The following is a 17,050-nucleotide window of genomic DNA, read 5'->3' as shown; positions in this document are numbered from 1 at the left end:
TCCGGTGAACGCTGGCCTCACAGCAGGCTACGACCTACTCGGAGCGGCTGGCCGCGAGGCGCAGCAACTGCCCCGTCGTCGCATCGGGCAGGTAGGCCCGCGAGATGGCCAAACCGATTCGGGGAAGGTCGGATTCGTCGCGGAAGGCAAGGTAGACCGGTTCATACCGCGGGTTGAACTTCTTCTTGAACGTGTGCAACGACCGGAAGCCGTAGTAGGGCTCGAGAGCTGCGCCGAGAGCGTCGAGCAGTTTGTCGAGCGGTTCGGGATCGAAGTCCTCCGTGCGGGCCAGCGGCGCACCCGACAGCGACATGAACTGCGCACCCTCGTCCTTGAAGGCCACCGCCGACGATGCGATGAGATACTCCACCACGGGACCGAAACCGTCGGTCCGGCGCCGCATGATGTCGAGGGTCCAACCGGCAACCCCGCCGCCGGGCCCGTACACGGGGAGCCACGACAGCACACCGTGGACGTTGCCGTCCGGATCGACGGCGAGCGCGACCCGCACCGCCGGGTCCATCGCCTCCTCCACGCTGCCGAGCGTGAAGCCCATCTCGGGTAGGCCCTTGTCCCCCACCCATTCCTCCGAGATGGCCCGGACCTGTGTGCGCACCGCGAAGGATTCGTCGGCGAGCGTTACCATCCGCATCGAGATGTCCTGTTTGACAGCCTTGTTCATCGCCGACCGCACATGCTGCCACGGCTTGCCCTTGAACTCGAGGCCCGGCAGGTCGACGATCGTGTCCTCGGCGATCTGCACACTGAGCCAGCCGCGTTCGGTCACGATCTCCGACGTCGACGACCCGATGGAGAACCAGCACGGCGTCGCTCCGGACCGCTCCGCGAGCTCGATGAAGGCATCCACCGCCTCCCGGCGACGCTCGGGCACACACACGGGGTCGGCCAGTGCCAGCAGGGTTCCGACGTGGTTCTGGTAGGTCACCACCGATCCGGCCTCACCGGTGAACTGATAGGAGTTGCCGGGCCACGTCGTCATCCACGACATCGTGCCGCCGCCGTGTTCACGGAGGAGTGCCTTCACCCGGTCCACCGGATCGGCGTCGGGGTCATCCCCCGGCGCACCCACATGCCGCACCCGCCACGGGACGGCGAACGCGAATCGTCCGGGGATCAGGATGGCGAGCAACAACGCCCACAGCAGCGTGGTGCCCAGGGTCACCGCGCCCTCGGTCGAGACGTCGGTGAAGATGACGAGAACCACTGTCAGCACGGTGCCGACGACGTTCAACGCACCGATGACCACCGCGACCCACCAGGCCCACCGCTTGCCACGGCGCAGCTGATCCGCGATGAGCACGTTGATCACCAGCCCGATGAGCATGGTGTACGCCGAGTCGTCACCGGCATCGGTCGGGCCCAGGGGTCCGTCTCCGGGGAACAGGAACACCATCAGGTTCGCCGCCGCGATCACCAGTAGCGCGGCGCAACCCAGCATGCGGACCTCACGCCGGGTGCGCGGCATGTAGCCGCGTTCGTTGGTGGCGAAGAACTTCTCCCCGACCACGAGCATGATCACCGCTGCGAGAACGTATTCGACGGAGGCGAGGGTGCCCTGGAACAGGAACGCGATGGCGACGACCGCCCCCATCAGCACACGCACCCGCAGACGCCACGGCGACCGAACCGTCGCCGAGGCGACCGCGACCGCGGAGACCACGAGCGCACCGACACCGGTACCCCGGGATTCGGACAGATCCTCCGCCCACTTCCACGACGTGACCTCGGTCGACAGCAGCCAGAGCAGCCCGACGGTGAGCAGAACGGAGACGAGGTGCCCGCCGACCCCGACCAGTACCGCTTTCACGGTACCGAGTTGCCATTCGGCCCAACCCATTCCGACGATCACCGCCACGAACGCGATCACGTACAACCACGGCCCGGGTTCGACGAAGGCCGAACTGATCGGCGTCCACCACTTGCCCTCACGCAGCGCGGGCAGGCCGAATGCGACCTCTCTATACCAGGACTTGTCGTTCGCCCGGCCCCACAGCGACCCGGTCGCCACGCCCACGATCGCCAACGCGACGGTGAGCGCGGCAGTGAACGGCAGCCGGCGGACGGCAGTGGACCAGGACACGTCGAAGTGCATGGTCAACGGTACGACGAGAGGTGAGCCGACACACGCCCAACGTGAGGACCCGGCACGAATAGAGCGGCCGATACTCACCCCACCGAGGCGCGGTCGCGGGTCACTCGCGTGCCGAGGACACCAACTGCGGTTGAGCGGAACGATGACCGCGAACCTTGGCGGCCAACGTGTCCAGTCGCTCGACCTGCTGCGCGGTCAGTTCGATGTCGACGCCGGCGAGGTTCTCCGAGACGCGCTCGGCGAACCGCGAACCCGGGATCGAGACCACGGGGAGAGCGAACTCGCGACCCTTGGCGTAGAACCAGGCCAGCGCCAGCTGTGCACCGGTGACACCGATCTCGTCGGCGATCTTCAAGAACTCCTCGAGGACCGGCTGATTGTACGCGAGGTTGGTGGGTGTGTAGCGCGAGATGTTTAGGCGCACATCGCCTTCGACCAGATCGTTGTAGTCGAGGAGCCCGGCCAGCCACTTGCGGCCCAGCGTCGAGTAGGAAACGAAGCCGACCTCGTGCTCGCGGGCGGCGGGCACGACGAATCGCTCGACGTCGCGGGAGACGACGCTCCACTCGGACTGGATGGCGGCGATCGGGTGCACGCTGACCGCGCGGCGGATCTCGTCACCGGTCGCCTCGGACAGACCGATGTGCAGGACCTTGCCCTCCTCGACCAGTTCCTTGACCGCGCCGACGGTCTCCTCGATCGGGACCACCGGGTCGACGCGGTGCTGGTAGTACAGGTCGATGCGATCGGTGCCGAGTCGTGCCAGGCTGAGTTCGACCTGCTCGCGGACGTACTCTCGGTCACCGCGGACCCCGCGCTGCCCGACGCCGCCCTGACGGACGATGCCGAACTTGGTGGCGAGCTGGACGTCGTCGCGGCGAGTCTTGAGCAGCTTCCCGATCGTGGTCTCGCTGCGCCCGTCACCGTAGACGTTGGCGGTGTCGATGAACGTCACGCCGCTGTCGACCGCATGCGTGAGGGTGCGCAGGGCGTCGTCATCCGACACCGCGCCGTAGACGTCGGTCAGCGACATGCCACCGAATCCGAGGGCTGAAACCTTCAGTCCGTCGCCGAGTTCCACAGTCGTCATCTCGTCCCACTCTTCTCTGCTCGTCGCTCGTCATCCACCGCGCCAGGTCACACCTACACGATCACGACCATTCAACGGGTGAGCGGATCGGGGATCAATCGTTGTGCGCTATGTGCACCATAAAGCGGAACTTCACTACCCGGCGGACGCCGGGCTGTCGCAGAATCGAGCCGAGCGACGACTAGTGGGGTCGCGGGGTGAGAATTCTGGGACCGTCGGCGGTGACCGCGACGGTGTGTTCCCAGTGCGCGGCGCGCGAACCGTCGTCGGTGACGACGGTCCAGTCGTCGCCGAGGACGGTGGTGTCCACGGTGCCCAGGGTCAGCATCGGCTCGATGGCGAGCGTCGACCCGATCACCAGCAGCGGGCCCTTGCCCGGCTCGCCCTCGTTCGCGAGGAACGGGTCCATGTGCATCTCGCGACCGATGCCGTGACCGCCGTAGCCGTCGACGATGCCGAAGGGCCGGTCGAACTTCTTCTCGGCGGCGCGGGTGCCTAGTTCGATCGCATGGGAGATGTCGGTGAGACGCGCGCCGTCGACCATGGCGGCGATGCCCGCCTCCATCGACAGTCGGGTCGCCTCGGACAGTTCGGCGTCCGCCTGCGACAGCTCACCGACGCCGAAGGTCCAGGCCGAGTCACCGTGCCAGCCGTCGAGGACCGCACCGCAGTCGATCGACACCAGATCACCCTCGGCGAGAACGACATCGGCGGACGGGATGCCGTGGACGACGACCTCGTTGACCGAGCTACAGATCGAGCCCGGGAAGCCGTGGTAGCCCTTGAACGACGGAACCGCTCCGGCTTCGCGGATCACGGTCTCGGCGACCTCGTCGAGGTCGAGGGTGCTGACCCCCGGCTTCGACGCGGCGCGGACGGCCACCAGGGCCGCACCGACGACCGCGCCCGCTGCCGCCATCGCATCCAGTTCACCCGCAGAGCGGAACGGGACACGCTTGCGTTTACGAAAACCCATCAGCAGACGCAGTCGTCGGGGAAGTCAGGCGACGCCGGCGCCGAGGGCGCTGAGCACCCGCTGGTGGACATCCTGGATGTCGCCCACCGCGTCGATCGTCTTGACCTGGTCGCCGTAGTAGGCGAGCAGCGGCGAGGTCTCCTTGATGTAGACGTCCATCCGGTTGCGGATGACCTCTTCGGTGTCATCGGCGCGGCCACGGGCCAACATGCGCTCCACGACGACGTCGGTGTCGACGACGAAGGACAGCACGCCGTCCAGCGAGGCGTCGAGATTCGCGAGGATCTCCTTGAGGGCGTCGGCCTGCTCGGTCGAACGCGGGAAACCGTCGAGGATGAAACCCTTCGCCGCGTCCGGCTCGCCGACGCGTGCACGGACCATGTCGACGGTGATCTCGGACGGGACCAGGTTTCCGGCGTCGAGGTACTTCTTGGCTTCGATACCGACCGGGGTGCCCTGGGAGATGTTGGCGCGGAACAGGTCACCGGTGGAGATGTGCGGGATGCCGAGGGCTTCGCTCAACAGTTCCGCCTGGGTGCCCTTGCCTGCTCCGGGCGGGCCGAGAATAACGAGTCTCACTTGAGGAATCCTTCGTACTTGCGTTGCATCAACTGACTGTTGATCTGTTTCATCGTGTCCAGGCCCACACCGACCATGATCAACACGGCCGTGCCGCCGAACGGCAGGTTCTGGACGTTGCCGCTGTTACCGATCTCGAGGAACAGGTTCGGCAGAACCGCGATGATACCGAGGTAGATCGAGCCCGGCAGGGTGATGCGGCTGAGCACATAACCCAGATACTCCGCAGTCGGGGCGCCCGGCCTGATGCCCGGGATGAAGCCACCGTACTTCTTCATCTCGTCGGCGCGCTCCTCCGGATTGAACGTCACCGCCACGTAGAAGTACGTGAAGAAGATGATCATCAGGAAGTAGACCGCGATGTAGACCCCGTTGCTGGGATCGGTCAGGTACTTGGTGACGTACTCCTGCCACGTCGACTGTGTGCCGTCGGTGCTGCGCGTCAGTTCGACGATCAGCTGCGGCAGGTACAGCAGCGACGAGGCGAAGATCACCGGGATGACGCCGGCCTGGTTGACCTTCAGCGGCAGGTACGTCGACGATCCGCCGTACATCTTCCGGCCCACCATCCGCTTGGCGTACTGCACCGGGATGCGGCGCTGGCCCTGCTCGATGAAGACGACGCCGGCGACGATGATCAGCGCGGCGACACACACCAGGGCGAAGACGAGCCCGCCGCGGGTGTTCAGGATGGTCCGACCCTCGGCCGGGATACGGGCGGCGATACCGGCGAAGATCAGCAGCGACATGCCGTTGCCGATGCCGCGCTCGGTGATGAGCTCGCCGAACCACATGACCACACAGGCGCCGGCGGTCATGACGAGCACGATGATCATCAGACCAAAGATGCTCGAGTCGTTGAGGACCTCACCGCTGGTCGCACAGGACTGTGGGAGGAGCTGGCCGCGGTCGGCGAGGGCCACGATGCCGGTGGCCTGCAGGAGCGCCAGGGCCACGGACAGATACCGCGTGTACTGCGTCATCTTCGCCTGGCCGGCCTGGCCTTCCTTGCGCAACTGCTCGAAGCGCGGGATGACCACGGTGAGCAGCTGGACGATGATCGATGCCGTGATGTACGGCATGATGCCGATCGCGAACACCGACAGCTGCAGGAGCGCACCGCCGGAGAACAGGTTGATCAGGGAGTAGACCGAGCTCGACTCACCGGCCGAGACCTCGTCGAGACACGCCTGCACGGCCTGGTAGTCCACACCGGGCGACGGCACGGTCGCGCCGAGGCGATACAGGATGATGATGCCGAGAACGAAGAGGATCTTCTTCCTCAGGTCCGGCGTCCGTATGGCCGCGAAGAGGGGGGAAAGCACTAACTCCTCCTAGGAACGACCACGCGAGGGCTGTGTTCCGGGTCGGTCACGACCCGATCCCCGTGTGCTCGGCAATCGACGATGTTCGGGATGCGGCTGATCTTGTGCGGATGCGGCAGACAACGTCTGAAACTCTAACAGTGACGCCGAAACGCCCCGGTCGGGCGGCAGCGTAGCTGCCGCCCGACCGCGGGTTTGGTCCGTCAGAGCTCGGTGACGCTGCCTCCGGCAGCGGCGATCTTGTCCTTGGCGGAGGCGGTGAACTTGTCGGCGGTGATGTCTACCTTGACGGAGAGGTCTCCGTCGCCGAGCACCTTCACCAGCTTGTTCTTGCGCACAGCGCCCGCGGCGACGAGCTCGTCGACGCCGATGGTGCCGCCCTGCGGGAACAGGCGCGCGATGTCGCCGACGTTGACGACCTGGTACTCGATCCGGTTGCGGTTGGTGAAGCCCTTGAGCTTCGGCAGCCGCATGTGGATCGGCATCTGGCCACCCTCGAAGCCGGCCGGCACATTCTTGCGTGCCTTGGTGCCCTTGGTGCCGCGACCGGCGGTCTTACCCTTGGACCCCTCACCGCGACCCACGCGGGTCTTGTCGGTCTTCGACCCCGGTGCGGGGCGAAGGTGATGGAGTTTGATGGTCATTGCTTAAACCTCTTCGACTGTCACGAGGTGACGAACCGCGTTGATGAGGCCGCGGTTGATCGGCGTGTCCTCGCGGGTGACGGTCTGGCGGATGCCCTTCAGTCCGAGGGTCCGCAGGCTGTCACGCTGGTTCTTCTTGGTACCGATGGTGCCCTTGACCTGAGTGATCTTCAGCTCTGCCATGATCAGACTCCCTGTCCTGCGCGAGCGCGCAGCATACCGGCCGGAGCGACGTCCTCGATCGGCAGACCGCGGCGGGCCGCGACCTCTTCGGGACGCTGCAGCATCTTGAGAGCGGCGACGGTGGCGTGGACGACGTTGATGGCGTTGTCCGATCCGAGGCTCTTGGCGAGGACGTCGTGGACGCCCGCGCACTCGAGCACGGCACGCACCGCGCCACCGGCGATCACACCGGTACCGGGGCTGGCCGGGCGCAGCATGACGACACCGGCAGCGGCCTCACCCTGAACCGGGTGGGTCACGGTGCCACCGATCAGCGGCACGCGGAAGAAGTTCTTGCGAGCCTCTTCGACGCCCTTCTGGATCGCGGCCGGAACTTCCTTGGCCTTGCCGTAGCCGACGCCGACCATGCCCTGGCCGTCGCCGACGACCACGAGAGCGGTGAACGAGAAACGACGTCCACCCTTGACCACCTTCGAGACGCGGTTGATGGTCACCACGCGCTCGAGCTGGTTGCGGTCCTGGTCGCGACCGCCGCGATCGCGACGGTCTCCACGGCCACCGCCGCGACGGTCGTTGCCGCCACCTGCGTTGTTCTGGTTCTGGTCGTTACCGGCGGGTCCGTTTCCGCCGTCACGCTGACGTCCGGGCATCAGAGGTTCCCTCCGGTGTTGTGGGTGTAGCTGGTGAAGATGGTCATCAGAAGCTCAGGCCTCCCTCACGGGCGGCATCCGCGAGCGCGGCGATACGGCCGTGGTAGTCCTTGCCACCGCGGTCGAACACGACGGCCTCGACGCCGGCGGCCTTGGCACGGGCGGCGATGAGCTCGCCGACCTTGCGGGCCTGGGCCGACTTGTCGCCGCCGGCCGCACGCACGTCGGCCTCGATCGACGACGCGGCGGCCAGCGTCTTGCCGGCCAGGTCGTCGATGAGCTGCACGTGGATGTGGCGCGAGCTGCGCTTGACCGCGAGACGCGGGCGAGCGGGGGTTCCGCTGACCTTCTTGCGGAGACGGAAGTGCCGGTTGACGGTCGCCTTGCGACGACGCGTCGACACGTCCTTGCCGAGGGGCTTACGGCTGGTCTTGGTAGCTGTGTCACTCATGGCTTACTTACCCGTCTTTCCGACCTTGCGACGGATCTGCTCACCCTCGTAGCGAATGCCCTTGCCCTTGTAGGGGTCCGGACGACGCAGGCGGCGGATGTTCGCCGAGATCTGGCCGACTTGCTGCTTGTCGATACCCGTGACCGAGAACTTGGTCGGGGACTCCACTGCGAAGGTGATGCCTTCGGGGGCCTCGATCGGCACGGGATGGCTGTAACCGAGGGCGAACTCGAGGTCCTTGCCCTTCGCCTGGACGCGGTAGCCGACACCGAAGATCTCCATCTTCGTGGTGTAGCCCTGCGTGACTCCGATGACCAGGTTGTTGATCAGCGAACGGCTCAGGCCGTGCAGCGCGCGGCTGCGACGCTCGTCGTTGGGGCGGGTGACAACGATGGAGTTGTCTTCCTTGGCGACCTCGATGGGCTCCGAGACGGTGAGCGAGAGCTCGCCCTTCGGGCCCTTCACGGCCACGCGCTGTCCGTCGACGGTGACGTCGACGCCCGCGGGGATCTCGATGGGGTTCTTTCCGATACGCGACATGTCGTTCCCTCCCCTACCAGACGTAGGCGAGGACTTCGCCGCCCACGCCCTGGTTGGCTGCCTGGCGATCGGTGAGCAGACCCGACGACGTGGAGATGATGGCCACGCCGAGGCCGCCCAGCACCTTGGGCAGGTTGGTGGACTTTGCATAGATCCGGAGGCCCGGCTTCGACACGCGGCGCAGTCCTGCGATGGAGCGCTCACGGCTCGGGCCGTACTTCAGGGAGACGATGAGGCTCTTGCCGACCTCCGCATCCTCGATGCGGTAGTCGGTGATGTAGCCCTCACGCTTGAGGATCTCGGCGATGTTCACCTTGATCTTCGACGACGGGAGTTTCACCTCGTCGTGGTACGCCGAATTGGCGTTGCGCAGACGCGTCAAGAAGTCTGCGATCGGGTCAGTCATGGTCATGGTTGACCGTCAACCTTTCTCGTGGCGGTTCCCATGCAGCGCCGATCCGAGGAAATCTCCTCTGACCTGCGGTGGGCCTTCCACGAAGTGGATAGTTTTCTGAAGGTTCTCGCCGCCGGTGCCCTTGGCTTTTCGCCGGCACCGGAGACTATTCAGTTGTGTCCCGGGCACCTGAGGTGCACAGGCAACCGGTCTAGTGTAGAGAATCTGCTGGCCAGACCCAAATCGGGTCTCGTCGGCCCGGAAACCACCGCTGTCGCGAACTCCGGTGCACGCTCCGACCGTGTGCACGAGACTGGGTGTATGGACCCGGTCTCGCTCCCCCGCCTCGTCGACGATCTGCTCACCAGCGCGCACGCAGCCGGCAGCGGACGCGCCGCGCACACCATCGACGGCGACTCCCACCACGCACTGCGGCAGACGGTGATCGCGCTCGTCGCCGGGCGAGTACTCGCCGAACACCAGGGTCCCGGGGAGGCGACCCTGCAGGTCCTCCGCGGTCACGTGACACTGGTCGAGAACGGTACCGGGACCGTCGGACGCGAGGGCGACGTGCTCGTCATCCCGAATGCCCGACACGAGTTGTCGGCGCAGCAGGACTCCGCGGTCCTACTGACGGTGTGCGTCGACGTCGGCCGGTGACGGACGCAACTCGCGTCCGGTCCACCAGCGCCACCACCAGGCGAGCATCCCGGCGAACACCGCACACCACACGGTGAACACCACCCAGGCCTCGGCGGTGCCCAGGTCGATCAGCCAGTCGATCCGCCGGACCTCGCCGAGTTCGCGGCTCGCCTCACCCCACATACCGAGGGGGAAGACCATCGACCACAACGACGTACGGAACCCCGAGTACGTGTCCTCCCTCCGCCAGTCCCAGAGCATCATCACGATCAGCAGTGGCACGAGCCAGGACCCGAACGACCACAGCACCGCGCAGACCGACGTCAGCACCGCGTCGTCGACGAAGGACTGCTGCCCCGCGGCGGCCAGCACCTCCGATCCCCCGAGCACCGAGATCATGCACGCCCCCATGAACACCCAGAAGGGCGCGACGTCGTCGACCGACCGGAGCGGGGCGAGGAGCAGCCGGGCCGCGCCCAGCGCGATCATCGCCGCGAGTTGAACCACGCCGACCGACCAACAGATGGCGGCCAACTCCGCCAGGCGCGGGTGGTGAAAGGCGGCCGCCGTCGCGCCGGCGGCCACCGCCACCGACTGGCTGGACACCACCAGCACGAACCAGCTGCCGTCGACCCGCATCAGTCCGTCGGGTCGCCACGGACGGTCGGCCGGACCGGTTTCGGCATCGGCGTCGGTCATCGCGGAGTGCCGGCGTGCGTCGTCGCCGACCCCGGCCGCGATGGCGCAGTACACCAGTAGCACCCAGGTCACCGCCGCGACGGCGGTGAAGGTCAGTGCAGGCCACTCCACGCCGAGGAGAGTGGACCGGGCCGCGATCACACCGGCGCCGGCCGGGAACGCGAAACCACCGAACCAGCTCTCGCGCACATCGGGGAGGACCACCCGCGGATCGCGGGCCCATCGCACGGCGACGCAGGCCGTCAGCGCGCAGTAGCCCCCGATGGCGAGCACGAAGAGGACATCCGAGAGCACGTAGGCCCCGACATTGTGCAGAGCGGTGGAGGTTATCCCGGTACCGAGAACGAAATTGAATTGCGAGAGTTTCGCGTGAGGGAGCGCGAATCGGGAGTGTCGTCGCCGATTTGTGACATTTCCCGGAACCGGTGCGACTCCAGCGGAGGATGAGGTTTCGGGCATGATTTCAATATATGTCGAAATTGTTCGCGCTTTGTCACCGCGAAGCGTCCGCACCGCCGCCGAACCGATGCGCGGCACCTGGAATGTGTTCCACATATTGCCTGATCAACACGTATTTGACCGCTTCGTCGTCCGAGGTGCGGCGCGAGCGGGAACGGCTCTCGACAGACATTTCGACGACACTGCCAATGGCACACAATCGGGCATATGTCGCATTTGGACGGAATCCCGGAAATATATGGTTGGCGACGTCTCGATAATGCTCCGACACCGGCCTGACGCTCGTACCGTGACGTCATGCCCCCATCCACCGGAGTACAGGGCGACGCCGCGACCGCCCTGCTGAACGTCGGCCGATTCTTCACCCGCTGGGACGAGAGCGACGATGCCAGAGCGGTGTTCCGGTCCGGCGGACGCGCGGGCGATGTCTTCTATCGCGACCGCTGGAGCCACGACAAGATCGTCCGGTCCACACACGGCGTCAACTGCACGGGGTCCTGTTCGTGGAAGGTGTACGTGAAGGACGGGATCATCACCTGGGAGACCCAGGAGACCGACTATCCCTCGGTCGGCGACGACAACCCGGGATACGAGCCGCGCGGATGCCCCCGCGGCGCGGCATTCTCCTGGTACACCTACTCCCCCACCCGGGTCCGGCATCCGTATGCGCGCGGCGTCCTGGTCGAGATGTACCGGGAGGCGCGCGCACGTCTCGGAGACCCGGTCCTGGCATGGGCCGACGTCGTCGGTGACCCGCTGCGTCGACGCTCCTATCAGCAGGCGCGGGGCAAGGGCGGGTTGGTCCGGATCCGGTGGGCGGAGGCCATCGAGATGGCCGCGGCCGCGCACGTCCACACCATCAAGACCTACGGACCCGACCGATGCGCCGGCTTCTCCCCCATCCCGGCGATGTCGATCGCCTCGCACACCATCGGGTCCCGGTTCATCGAGCTCATCGGTGGCGTGATGACCTCCTTCTACGACTGGTACGCCGATCTGCCGGTCGCCAGTCCGCAGATCTTCGGCGACCAGACCGACGTCCCCGAGTCCGGCGACTGGTGGAACGCCGGCTACCTGATGATGTGGGGCTCCAACGTCCCGGTGACCCGGACTCCCGACGCGCACTGGATGACCGAGGTCCGCTACCGCGGCACCAAGGTGGTCAGCGTCAGCCCCGACTACGCCGACAACAGCAAGTTCGCCGACGAGTGGCTGCCCGCCCAGGCCGGTACCGACGGCGCCCTGGCCATGGGGATGGGACACGTCATCCTGAAGGAGTTCTTCGTCGACCGGAACACGCCGTTCTTCGACGACTTCGTCCGCACATACACCGATCTGCCCTTCCTCGTACACCTCGACGAGCACGAGACCGGCCACGTCGCAGGCAAATTCGTCACCGCGAGCGATCTCGCCGGCCGGCCGGCGGACGAACCCGACGACGCCTGGAAGCAGGTCTTGCTCGACGACGCGACCGGATCACCGGTGGTTCCCAACGGCAGCATGGGTTTTCGCTACTCCAGTTCCGGAGAGGGCCGCTGGAACCTCGACCTGGAAGGGGTCACACCGGCGCTGACGGTCCACGGGCGTCCCGGCGCGGAAGCCGTGGAGGTGTCGTTCCCGGCATTCGACACCCCCGACGGCAGCGGCACCGTGCTCCGTCGCGGAGTCCCCGCCATCCGCGTCGACGGGCATCTGGTGACGACCGTCTTCGACCTCATGCTCGCGCAGTACGGCGTCGGGCGCAGTGGGCTGCCGGGCGAATGGCCCGCCGGATACGACGACGCCGAGTCCCCGTACACGCCCGCCTGGCAGGCCCGGATCACCAGCGTCCCGGCCGAGGCGGCGATCCGGGTGGCGCGGGAGTTCGCGCAGAACGCCATCGACTCCGGCGGCCGCTCGATGATCATCATGGGTGCCGGGGTGTGCCAGTGGTTCCACGGCGACGTGACCTACCGGGCGATGCTCTCGTTGTTGCTGCTGACCGGCTGTATGGGCCGCAACGGCGGCGGATGGGCGCATTACGTCGGCCAGGAGAAGTGCCGGCCGCTGACCGGATGGGTGTCGCTGTCGAGCGCCCTGGACTGGCACCGGCCGCCGCGGACCACCCCCGGGACGTCGTACTGGTACATGCACACCGACCAGTGGCGTAACGACGGGTACTCGACGGAATCACTGGCGTCACCGCTCTCGCGCGGCAACCTCACCCACGAACACACCGCCGACGCGATCGCGCAGTCGGCGCGCCTGGGGTGGATGCCCTTCTATCCGCAGTTCGACCGCAACCCGCTCGATGTGGGCGAGGAGGCGAGCGCGGCGGTGGCGCGCGGCGAGACCGCCGACGCGGCCGCGTACGTCGCGCGGAAACTCGCCGACGGTGAACTCAGACCCGCGATCGAGGACATCGACGCCCCGCAGAACTGGCCGCGCACCTTGATCTTCTGGCGCTCCAACTTCCTCGGGTCCTCGGCCAAGGGAGCCGAGTACTTCTCCAGGCATCTCCTCGGGACCCACCACAACGTCATGGGCACGGAGTCGCCCGACACCCCGCGCCCCACCGAGGTGACGTGGCACGAGAACGCCCCGGAGGGGAAACTCGACCTACTGCTCTGCGCCGACTTCCGGATGACGTCGACGACGCTGCTCTCCGACATCGTCCTGCCCGCCGCAACCTGGTACGAGAAGCACGACCTCTCGGCGACCGACCTGCACCCGTTCGTCCACGCCTTCTCCCCGGCCATCGATCCCCCGTGGGAGGCGAAGTCCGACTTCGACCTGTTCCACCTTCTCGCGCGGGAGTTCTCCGAACAGGCCAAGACCCATCTGGGCACCCGCAAGGATCTGGTCAGCGTCGCCCTGCAACACGACACCCCGGGTGAGGTGGCCTCGCCGCACGGCCGGGTCGCCGACTGGCGTGAACCCGGCGTCGCGGCCCTCCCCGGGATCAACATGCCCCAGTTCTCCGTGGTCGAACGCGACTACACCGCCATCGCGGACAAGCTCGGCGCCATCGGGCCACTCGCCGACTCGCCGGGTTTCACGACGAAGAACGTCGACTTCGACATGACCGAGGCGGTCGCCCGCCTCGCATCCACCAACCACGTCATGCTCGGGGGCGCCGCCGACGGGCGCCCGGCCATCGACACCGACTCCAAGCTCTGCGAGGCGATCCTCACCTTTTCGGCCACGACCAACGGGCAGCTCTCACTCAACGGGTTCGAGAAGCTGGAGCGACGGGTGGGCAAGCGCCTGGCCGACCTCGCCGAGGGCAACGCCGAGTACCGCATCACCTTCGCCGACACGCAGCGAGCGCCCGTGCCGGTGAAGACCTCACCGGAGTGGTCGGGTATCGAGTCCGAGGATCGCCGGTATGCACCGTTCACCATCAACATCGAGCGGCTCAAGCCGTTCCACACCCTCACCGGGAGGATGCACTTCTACCTCGACCACGACTGGATCATCGACATCGGTGAGTCGTTGCCGATCTTCCGTCCGCCGCTGGACATGCATCGGCTGTTCAACGAACCCCGGCTGGGACCGGACGGCTCCGCCCAGGTGACCGTGAGATACCTGACGCCGCATAACAAGTGGTCGATCCACTCGGAGTACCAGGACAACCTGTTCATGTTGTCGCTGTCCCGGGGAGGCCCGACGGTGTGGATGAGTCCGCAGGATGCGGCGGCCATCGATGTCCACGACAACGACTGGATCGAATGCGTCAACGCCAACGGGGTCTTCGTCGGGCGCGCGATCGTCAGTCACCGCATGCCCGAGGGCGTCGTCTACGTCCATCACGCCCAGGAACGCACCATCGACGTCCCGAAATCCGAGGCCACCGGGCGTCGCGGCGGAATCCACAATTCGGGTACGCGCCTGCTGGTCAAACCCAGTCACCTCATCGGCGGCTACGCCCAGTTGTCCTATGCCTTCAACTATCTCGGCCCGGTCGGCAATCAGCGCGACAACGTCTCGACCATCCGCAAGCGCAACCAGGAGGTGACCTACTGATGCGTGTCATGGCACAGGTCGGCATGGTGATGAATCTCGACAAATGCATCGGATGCCACACGTGTTCGGTGACGTGCAAGCAGGCGTGGACCAATCGCGCCGGCACCGAGTACGTCTGGTTCAACAACGTCGAAACCCGTCCGGGACAGGGATATCCGCGTCGATACGAGGATCAGGAGAAGTGGCGCGGCGGCTGGCACCTGAACCGACGGGGCAAACTCCGTCTGCGCACGGGCAGCCGGCTACGGCGCCTGGCGACGATCTTCGCCAGCCCGGTGCAGCCGACCATCGACGACTACTACGAGCCGTGGACCTACGACTACCAGAATCTCATCGACGCGCCTCTGGGGGACGACTTCCCGGTCGCGCGACCCAAATCGCTGCTCACCGGCGAGGACACCAAGGTCACGTGGTCGTCGAACTGGGACGACAACCTCGGCGGCGCAACCGAACACGGGCATCTCGACCCGGTGGTCAAGAAGCTGCGCCGCGAGAGCGAAGACGCGATCAAGTTCAACTACGAGCAGACGTTCATGTTCTACCTGCCGCGGATCTGCGAGCACTGCCTCAACCCGTCGTGCATGGCGTCGTGCCCCTCGGGCGCGATCTACAAGCGCAGCGAGGACGGGATCGTGCTCGTCGATCAGGACAAGTGCCGCGGATGGCGCCAGTGCATCACCGGATGCCCGTACAAGAAGATCTATTTCAACCACAAGTCCGGCAAGGCCGAGAAGTGCACACTCTGCTATCCGCGACTCGAGGTCGGACAGCCGACGGTGTGTTCGGAGACCTGCGTCGGCCGCCTGCGCTATCTCGGACTCTTCCTCTACGACGCCGACGCCGTGACCGCGGCCGCCTCGGTCCCCGACGACAAGGACCTGTATCAGTCGCAACTCGATCTGATCCTCGACCCGCACGACCCGGAGGTGGTGCGTGCGGCCGCCGAGAACGGCATCCCGGACGACTGGCTCGAGGCGGCCCGGCGTTCACCGGTCTATGCGCTCGCCAAGACCTACCGGGTGGCGCTGCCGCTGCATCCGGAATACCGCACGATGCCCATGGTCTGGTATGTGCCGCCGCTCTCCCCGATCGTCGACCTGCTCACCGAACAGGGCCACGACGCGGAGAGCCGGAGCACGCTCTTCGGCGCCATCGATGCGCTCCGGATCCCGCTGGAATATCTGGCCGAATTGTTCACCGCGGGTGACACAGTCGTCGTCGAAGATGTGCTCCGCCGGCTCGCGGCGATGCGTGCCTACATGCGCGATGTCAACCTCGGTCGCGAGACGGACCCCGACATCCCGGCGTCGGTCGGGTTGAGCGAGGAAGAGATCTACCGGATGTACCGGCTGATGGCGATCGCGAAATACGATGAGCGCTACGTGATCCCGACGGCACACCTCGAGCAGGCCGAGAAGCTCGAGGAGACGGCCTGCTCCCTCGACTACGAAGACGGTCCGGGGATGTTCGACTCGTCGGCCTTCGGCGAGGCCAGCGGTCGACCCGCACCGGTGTCGGTCGAGACCTTCCACGCGTTGCGACACCGCCAGACCGGTGATCGTGCGGCCGATCCGGAAGCGATGGCGGGGCGGACGAATCTGCTCAACTGGGACGGCAACGGGGCGCCTCCCGGACTGTTCCCGGAGCGACGGTCATGAGGTTCCCCCGCCGCAGCCCACGGAGCCCCGACCACCGCGTCGTCCATCAGGTCGCGTCGTGGTGCCTGAGCTATCCCGACGACGAGCTCCTCGGCCGCCTGCCGATCCTGCGTGCCGCCCTGGCCGACGATCCGGCGAGCCGGCTGCTGCAACCACTCCTCGACCACCTCGACACCACCGGAGCCGACGAACTGCGGCGCGAGTACATCGACCTGTTCGACCTGTCACGGCGGCACACGCTCTACCTGACCTACTGGACGGACGGGGACACCCGGCGGCGGGGCGCCTCGCTGGGCGCGTTCAAGCAGGCGTACCGCGACAGCGGATTCCTGGTGAACCTGCGCGGGGAACTACCCGACCACCTCCCGATCGTCCTCGAGTTCTGCGCATGCGCCGATCCGGAGCGAGGAATACAGCTGCTGCAGCAGTATCGCCCGGCGCTCGAACTCCTGCGGCGGTCGCTGGTGAAGGTCGACAGCGACTACGCCTCGGCTCTCGAAGCGGTCTGCTCGACGATCCCCGGTGACGCGCCCAGCGATCCGGCGGCGGCCCTCGGCAGCCAGATCCCGGTCGAGACAGTAGGTCTCGAGCCCTACGATCCACGGCTGCTCCCACTGTCGGCCACAAGCAACGGAGGATGAC

Annotated in this window: 17 protein-coding genes; 4 read left to right on the top strand and 13 right to left on the bottom strand. The window is 66.5% G+C overall.

Features of this window, described 5'->3' with window-relative positions; all coding sequences use genetic code 11:
• Window positions 1–34 precede the first annotated feature (34 nt).
• The 11 genes from BLU62_RS30480 to rpsH all read right to left on the bottom strand — a co-directional run bounded on the left by BLU62_RS30480 (window position 35) and on the right by rpsH (window position 8,963).
• Window positions 35–2,113, bottom strand: a complete 2,079-nt coding sequence (locus tag BLU62_RS30480; RefSeq protein WP_074854157.1) for a bifunctional lysylphosphatidylglycerol flippase/synthetase MprF — start codon at window positions 2,111–2,113, stop codon at window positions 35–37.
• Window positions 2,114–2,213: 100 nt separating this feature from the next.
• Window positions 2,214–3,203: an aldo/keto reductase gene (locus tag BLU62_RS30475; RefSeq protein WP_074854156.1), complete on the bottom strand. Its 990-nt coding sequence runs from the start codon at window positions 3,201–3,203 to the stop codon at window positions 2,214–2,216.
• Window positions 3,204–3,384: 181 nt separating this feature from the next.
• The gene (map, locus tag BLU62_RS30470) at window positions 3,385–4,179 is read right to left on the bottom strand and encodes a type I methionyl aminopeptidase (protein WP_074854155.1); all 795 of its coding nucleotides are present in this window, start codon (window positions 4,177–4,179) and stop codon (window positions 3,385–3,387) included.
• Window positions 4,180–4,203: 24 nt separating this feature from the next.
• Window positions 4,204–4,758 (bottom strand): adenylate kinase, encoded by a 555-nt coding sequence (locus BLU62_RS30465; RefSeq protein ID WP_074854154.1) that lies wholly within the window; start codon window positions 4,756–4,758, stop codon window positions 4,204–4,206.
• Entirely contained in the window at window positions 4,755–6,083 is a 1,329-nt protein-coding gene (gene secY / locus BLU62_RS30460) for a preprotein translocase subunit SecY (RefSeq protein ID WP_074854153.1), read from the bottom strand. The genes BLU62_RS30465 and secY overlap by 4 nt, the downstream gene beginning before the upstream one ends.
• A gap of 203 nt (window positions 6,084–6,286) precedes the next feature.
• Window positions 6,287–6,727, bottom strand: a complete 441-nt coding sequence (gene rplO, locus BLU62_RS30455) for a 50S ribosomal protein L15 (protein WP_074854152.1) — start codon at window positions 6,725–6,727, stop codon at window positions 6,287–6,289.
• Between the two features lie 3 nt (window positions 6,728–6,730).
• A complete protein-coding gene (gene rpmD, locus BLU62_RS30450) occupies window positions 6,731–6,910 on the bottom strand; it encodes a 50S ribosomal protein L30 (protein WP_005197622.1) in 180 nt (59 codons plus the stop codon).
• Window positions 6,911–6,912: 2 nt separating this feature from the next.
• A complete protein-coding gene (gene rpsE / locus BLU62_RS30445) occupies window positions 6,913–7,560 on the bottom strand; it encodes a 30S ribosomal protein S5 (RefSeq protein ID WP_074854151.1) in 648 nt (215 codons plus the stop codon).
• 46 nt (window positions 7,561–7,606) lie between these two features.
• Complete coding sequence (gene rplR, locus BLU62_RS30440; protein ID WP_006360197.1) at window positions 7,607–8,011, bottom strand: 50S ribosomal protein L18; 405 nt, start codon at window positions 8,009–8,011, stop codon at window positions 7,607–7,609.
• A 3-nt stretch (window positions 8,012–8,014) separates the two neighbouring features.
• Window positions 8,015–8,551, bottom strand: coding sequence for a 50S ribosomal protein L6 (gene rplF / locus BLU62_RS30435; RefSeq protein ID WP_074854150.1), 537 nt, complete (start codon window positions 8,549–8,551; stop codon window positions 8,015–8,017).
• Window positions 8,552–8,564: 13 nt separating this feature from the next.
• Window positions 8,565–8,963, bottom strand: coding sequence for a 30S ribosomal protein S8 (gene rpsH, locus BLU62_RS30430; protein WP_006360199.1), 399 nt, complete (start codon window positions 8,961–8,963; stop codon window positions 8,565–8,567).
• 303 nt (window positions 8,964–9,266) lie between these two features.
• On the opposite strand from rpsH, the gene BLU62_RS30425 reads away from it, so the two are divergent.
• Window positions 9,267–9,605, top strand: a complete 339-nt coding sequence (locus BLU62_RS30425; RefSeq protein ID WP_074854149.1) for a cupin domain-containing protein — start codon at window positions 9,267–9,269, stop codon at window positions 9,603–9,605.
• Here the strand turns inward: BLU62_RS30425 and BLU62_RS30420 are convergent.
• Complete coding sequence (locus BLU62_RS30420) at window positions 9,573–10,745, bottom strand: tellurite resistance/C4-dicarboxylate transporter family protein (protein ID WP_074854148.1); 1,173 nt, start codon at window positions 10,743–10,745, stop codon at window positions 9,573–9,575. The two genes, BLU62_RS30425 and BLU62_RS30420, sit on opposite strands and share 33 nt — an antisense overlap.
• Before the next feature lie 34 nt (window positions 10,746–10,779).
• Window positions 10,780–10,917 (bottom strand): hypothetical protein, encoded by a 138-nt coding sequence (locus tag BLU62_RS32995; RefSeq protein WP_159441591.1) that lies wholly within the window; start codon window positions 10,915–10,917, stop codon window positions 10,780–10,782.
• 125 nt (window positions 10,918–11,042) lie between these two features.
• On the opposite strand from BLU62_RS32995, the gene BLU62_RS30415 reads away from it, so the two are divergent.
• Genes BLU62_RS30415 through narJ form a run of 3 tightly spaced genes read left to right on the top strand, consistent with a single transcriptional unit; the run spans window position 11,043 to window position 17,049 of the window.
• The gene (locus BLU62_RS30415; protein WP_074854147.1) at window positions 11,043–14,750 is read left to right on the top strand and encodes a nitrate reductase subunit alpha; all 3,708 of its coding nucleotides are present in this window, start codon (window positions 11,043–11,045) and stop codon (window positions 14,748–14,750) included.
• Window positions 14,750–16,408, top strand: coding sequence for a nitrate reductase subunit beta (gene narH, locus BLU62_RS30410; RefSeq protein ID WP_074854146.1), 1,659 nt, complete (start codon window positions 14,750–14,752; stop codon window positions 16,406–16,408). Before BLU62_RS30415 ends, narH begins: the two co-directional genes overlap by 1 nt.
• Window positions 16,405–17,049, top strand: a complete 645-nt coding sequence (narJ, locus tag BLU62_RS30405; protein ID WP_074854145.1) for a nitrate reductase molybdenum cofactor assembly chaperone — start codon at window positions 16,405–16,407, stop codon at window positions 17,047–17,049. The genes narH and narJ overlap by 4 nt, the downstream gene beginning before the upstream one ends.
• The last annotated feature ends 1 nt before the right edge of the window (window position 17,050 follow it).

The sequence above is a fragment of the Gordonia westfalica genome (assembly GCF_900105725.1).
Lineage (GTDB): Bacteria > Actinomycetota > Actinomycetes > Mycobacteriales > Mycobacteriaceae > Gordonia > Gordonia westfalica.
Note: the sequence above shows the minus strand (reverse complement) of the source record. Positions and strands in the feature narration are given on the sequence as shown.

Coding starts and splice junctions, on each gene's coding strand:
- rpsE (WP_074854151.1), bottom strand. CDS start 7,560: ATGCCCGGACGTCAGCGTGACGGCGGAAACGGACCCGCCGGTAACGAC.
- rpmD (WP_005197622.1), bottom strand. CDS start 6,910: ATGGCAGAGCTGAAGATCACTCAGGTCAAGGGCACCATCGGTACCAAG.
- BLU62_RS30420 (WP_074854148.1), bottom strand. CDS start 10,745: ATGCCCGAAACCTCATCCTCCGCTGGAGTCGCACCGGTTCCGGGAAAT.
- rpsH (WP_006360199.1), bottom strand. CDS start 8,963: ATGACCATGACTGACCCGATCGCAGACTTCTTGACGCGTCTGCGCAAC.
- BLU62_RS32995 (WP_159441591.1), bottom strand. CDS start 10,917: ATGTCTGTCGAGAGCCGTTCCCGCTCGCGCCGCACCTCGGACGACGAA.
- narH (WP_074854146.1), top strand. CDS start 14,750: ATGCGTGTCATGGCACAGGTCGGCATGGTGATGAATCTCGACAAATGC.
- rplF (WP_074854150.1), bottom strand. CDS start 8,551: ATGTCGCGTATCGGAAAGAACCCCATCGAGATCCCCGCGGGCGTCGAC.
- map (WP_074854155.1), bottom strand. CDS start 4,179: ATGGGTTTTCGTAAACGCAAGCGTGTCCCGTTCCGCTCTGCGGGTGAA.
- narJ (WP_074854145.1), top strand. CDS start 16,405: ATGAGGTTCCCCCGCCGCAGCCCACGGAGCCCCGACCACCGCGTCGTC.
- BLU62_RS30480 (WP_074854157.1), bottom strand. CDS start 2,113: ATGCACTTCGACGTGTCCTGGTCCACTGCCGTCCGCCGGCTGCCGTTC.
- BLU62_RS30475 (WP_074854156.1), bottom strand. CDS start 3,203: ATGACGACTGTGGAACTCGGCGACGGACTGAAGGTTTCAGCCCTCGGA.
- BLU62_RS30425 (WP_074854149.1), top strand. CDS start 9,267: ATGGACCCGGTCTCGCTCCCCCGCCTCGTCGACGATCTGCTCACCAGC.
- rplO (WP_074854152.1), bottom strand. CDS start 6,727: ATGACCATCAAACTCCATCACCTTCGCCCCGCACCGGGGTCGAAGACC.
- BLU62_RS30415 (WP_074854147.1), top strand. CDS start 11,043: ATGCCCCCATCCACCGGAGTACAGGGCGACGCCGCGACCGCCCTGCTG.
- rplR (WP_006360197.1), bottom strand. CDS start 8,011: ATGAGTGACACAGCTACCAAGACCAGCCGTAAGCCCCTCGGCAAGGAC.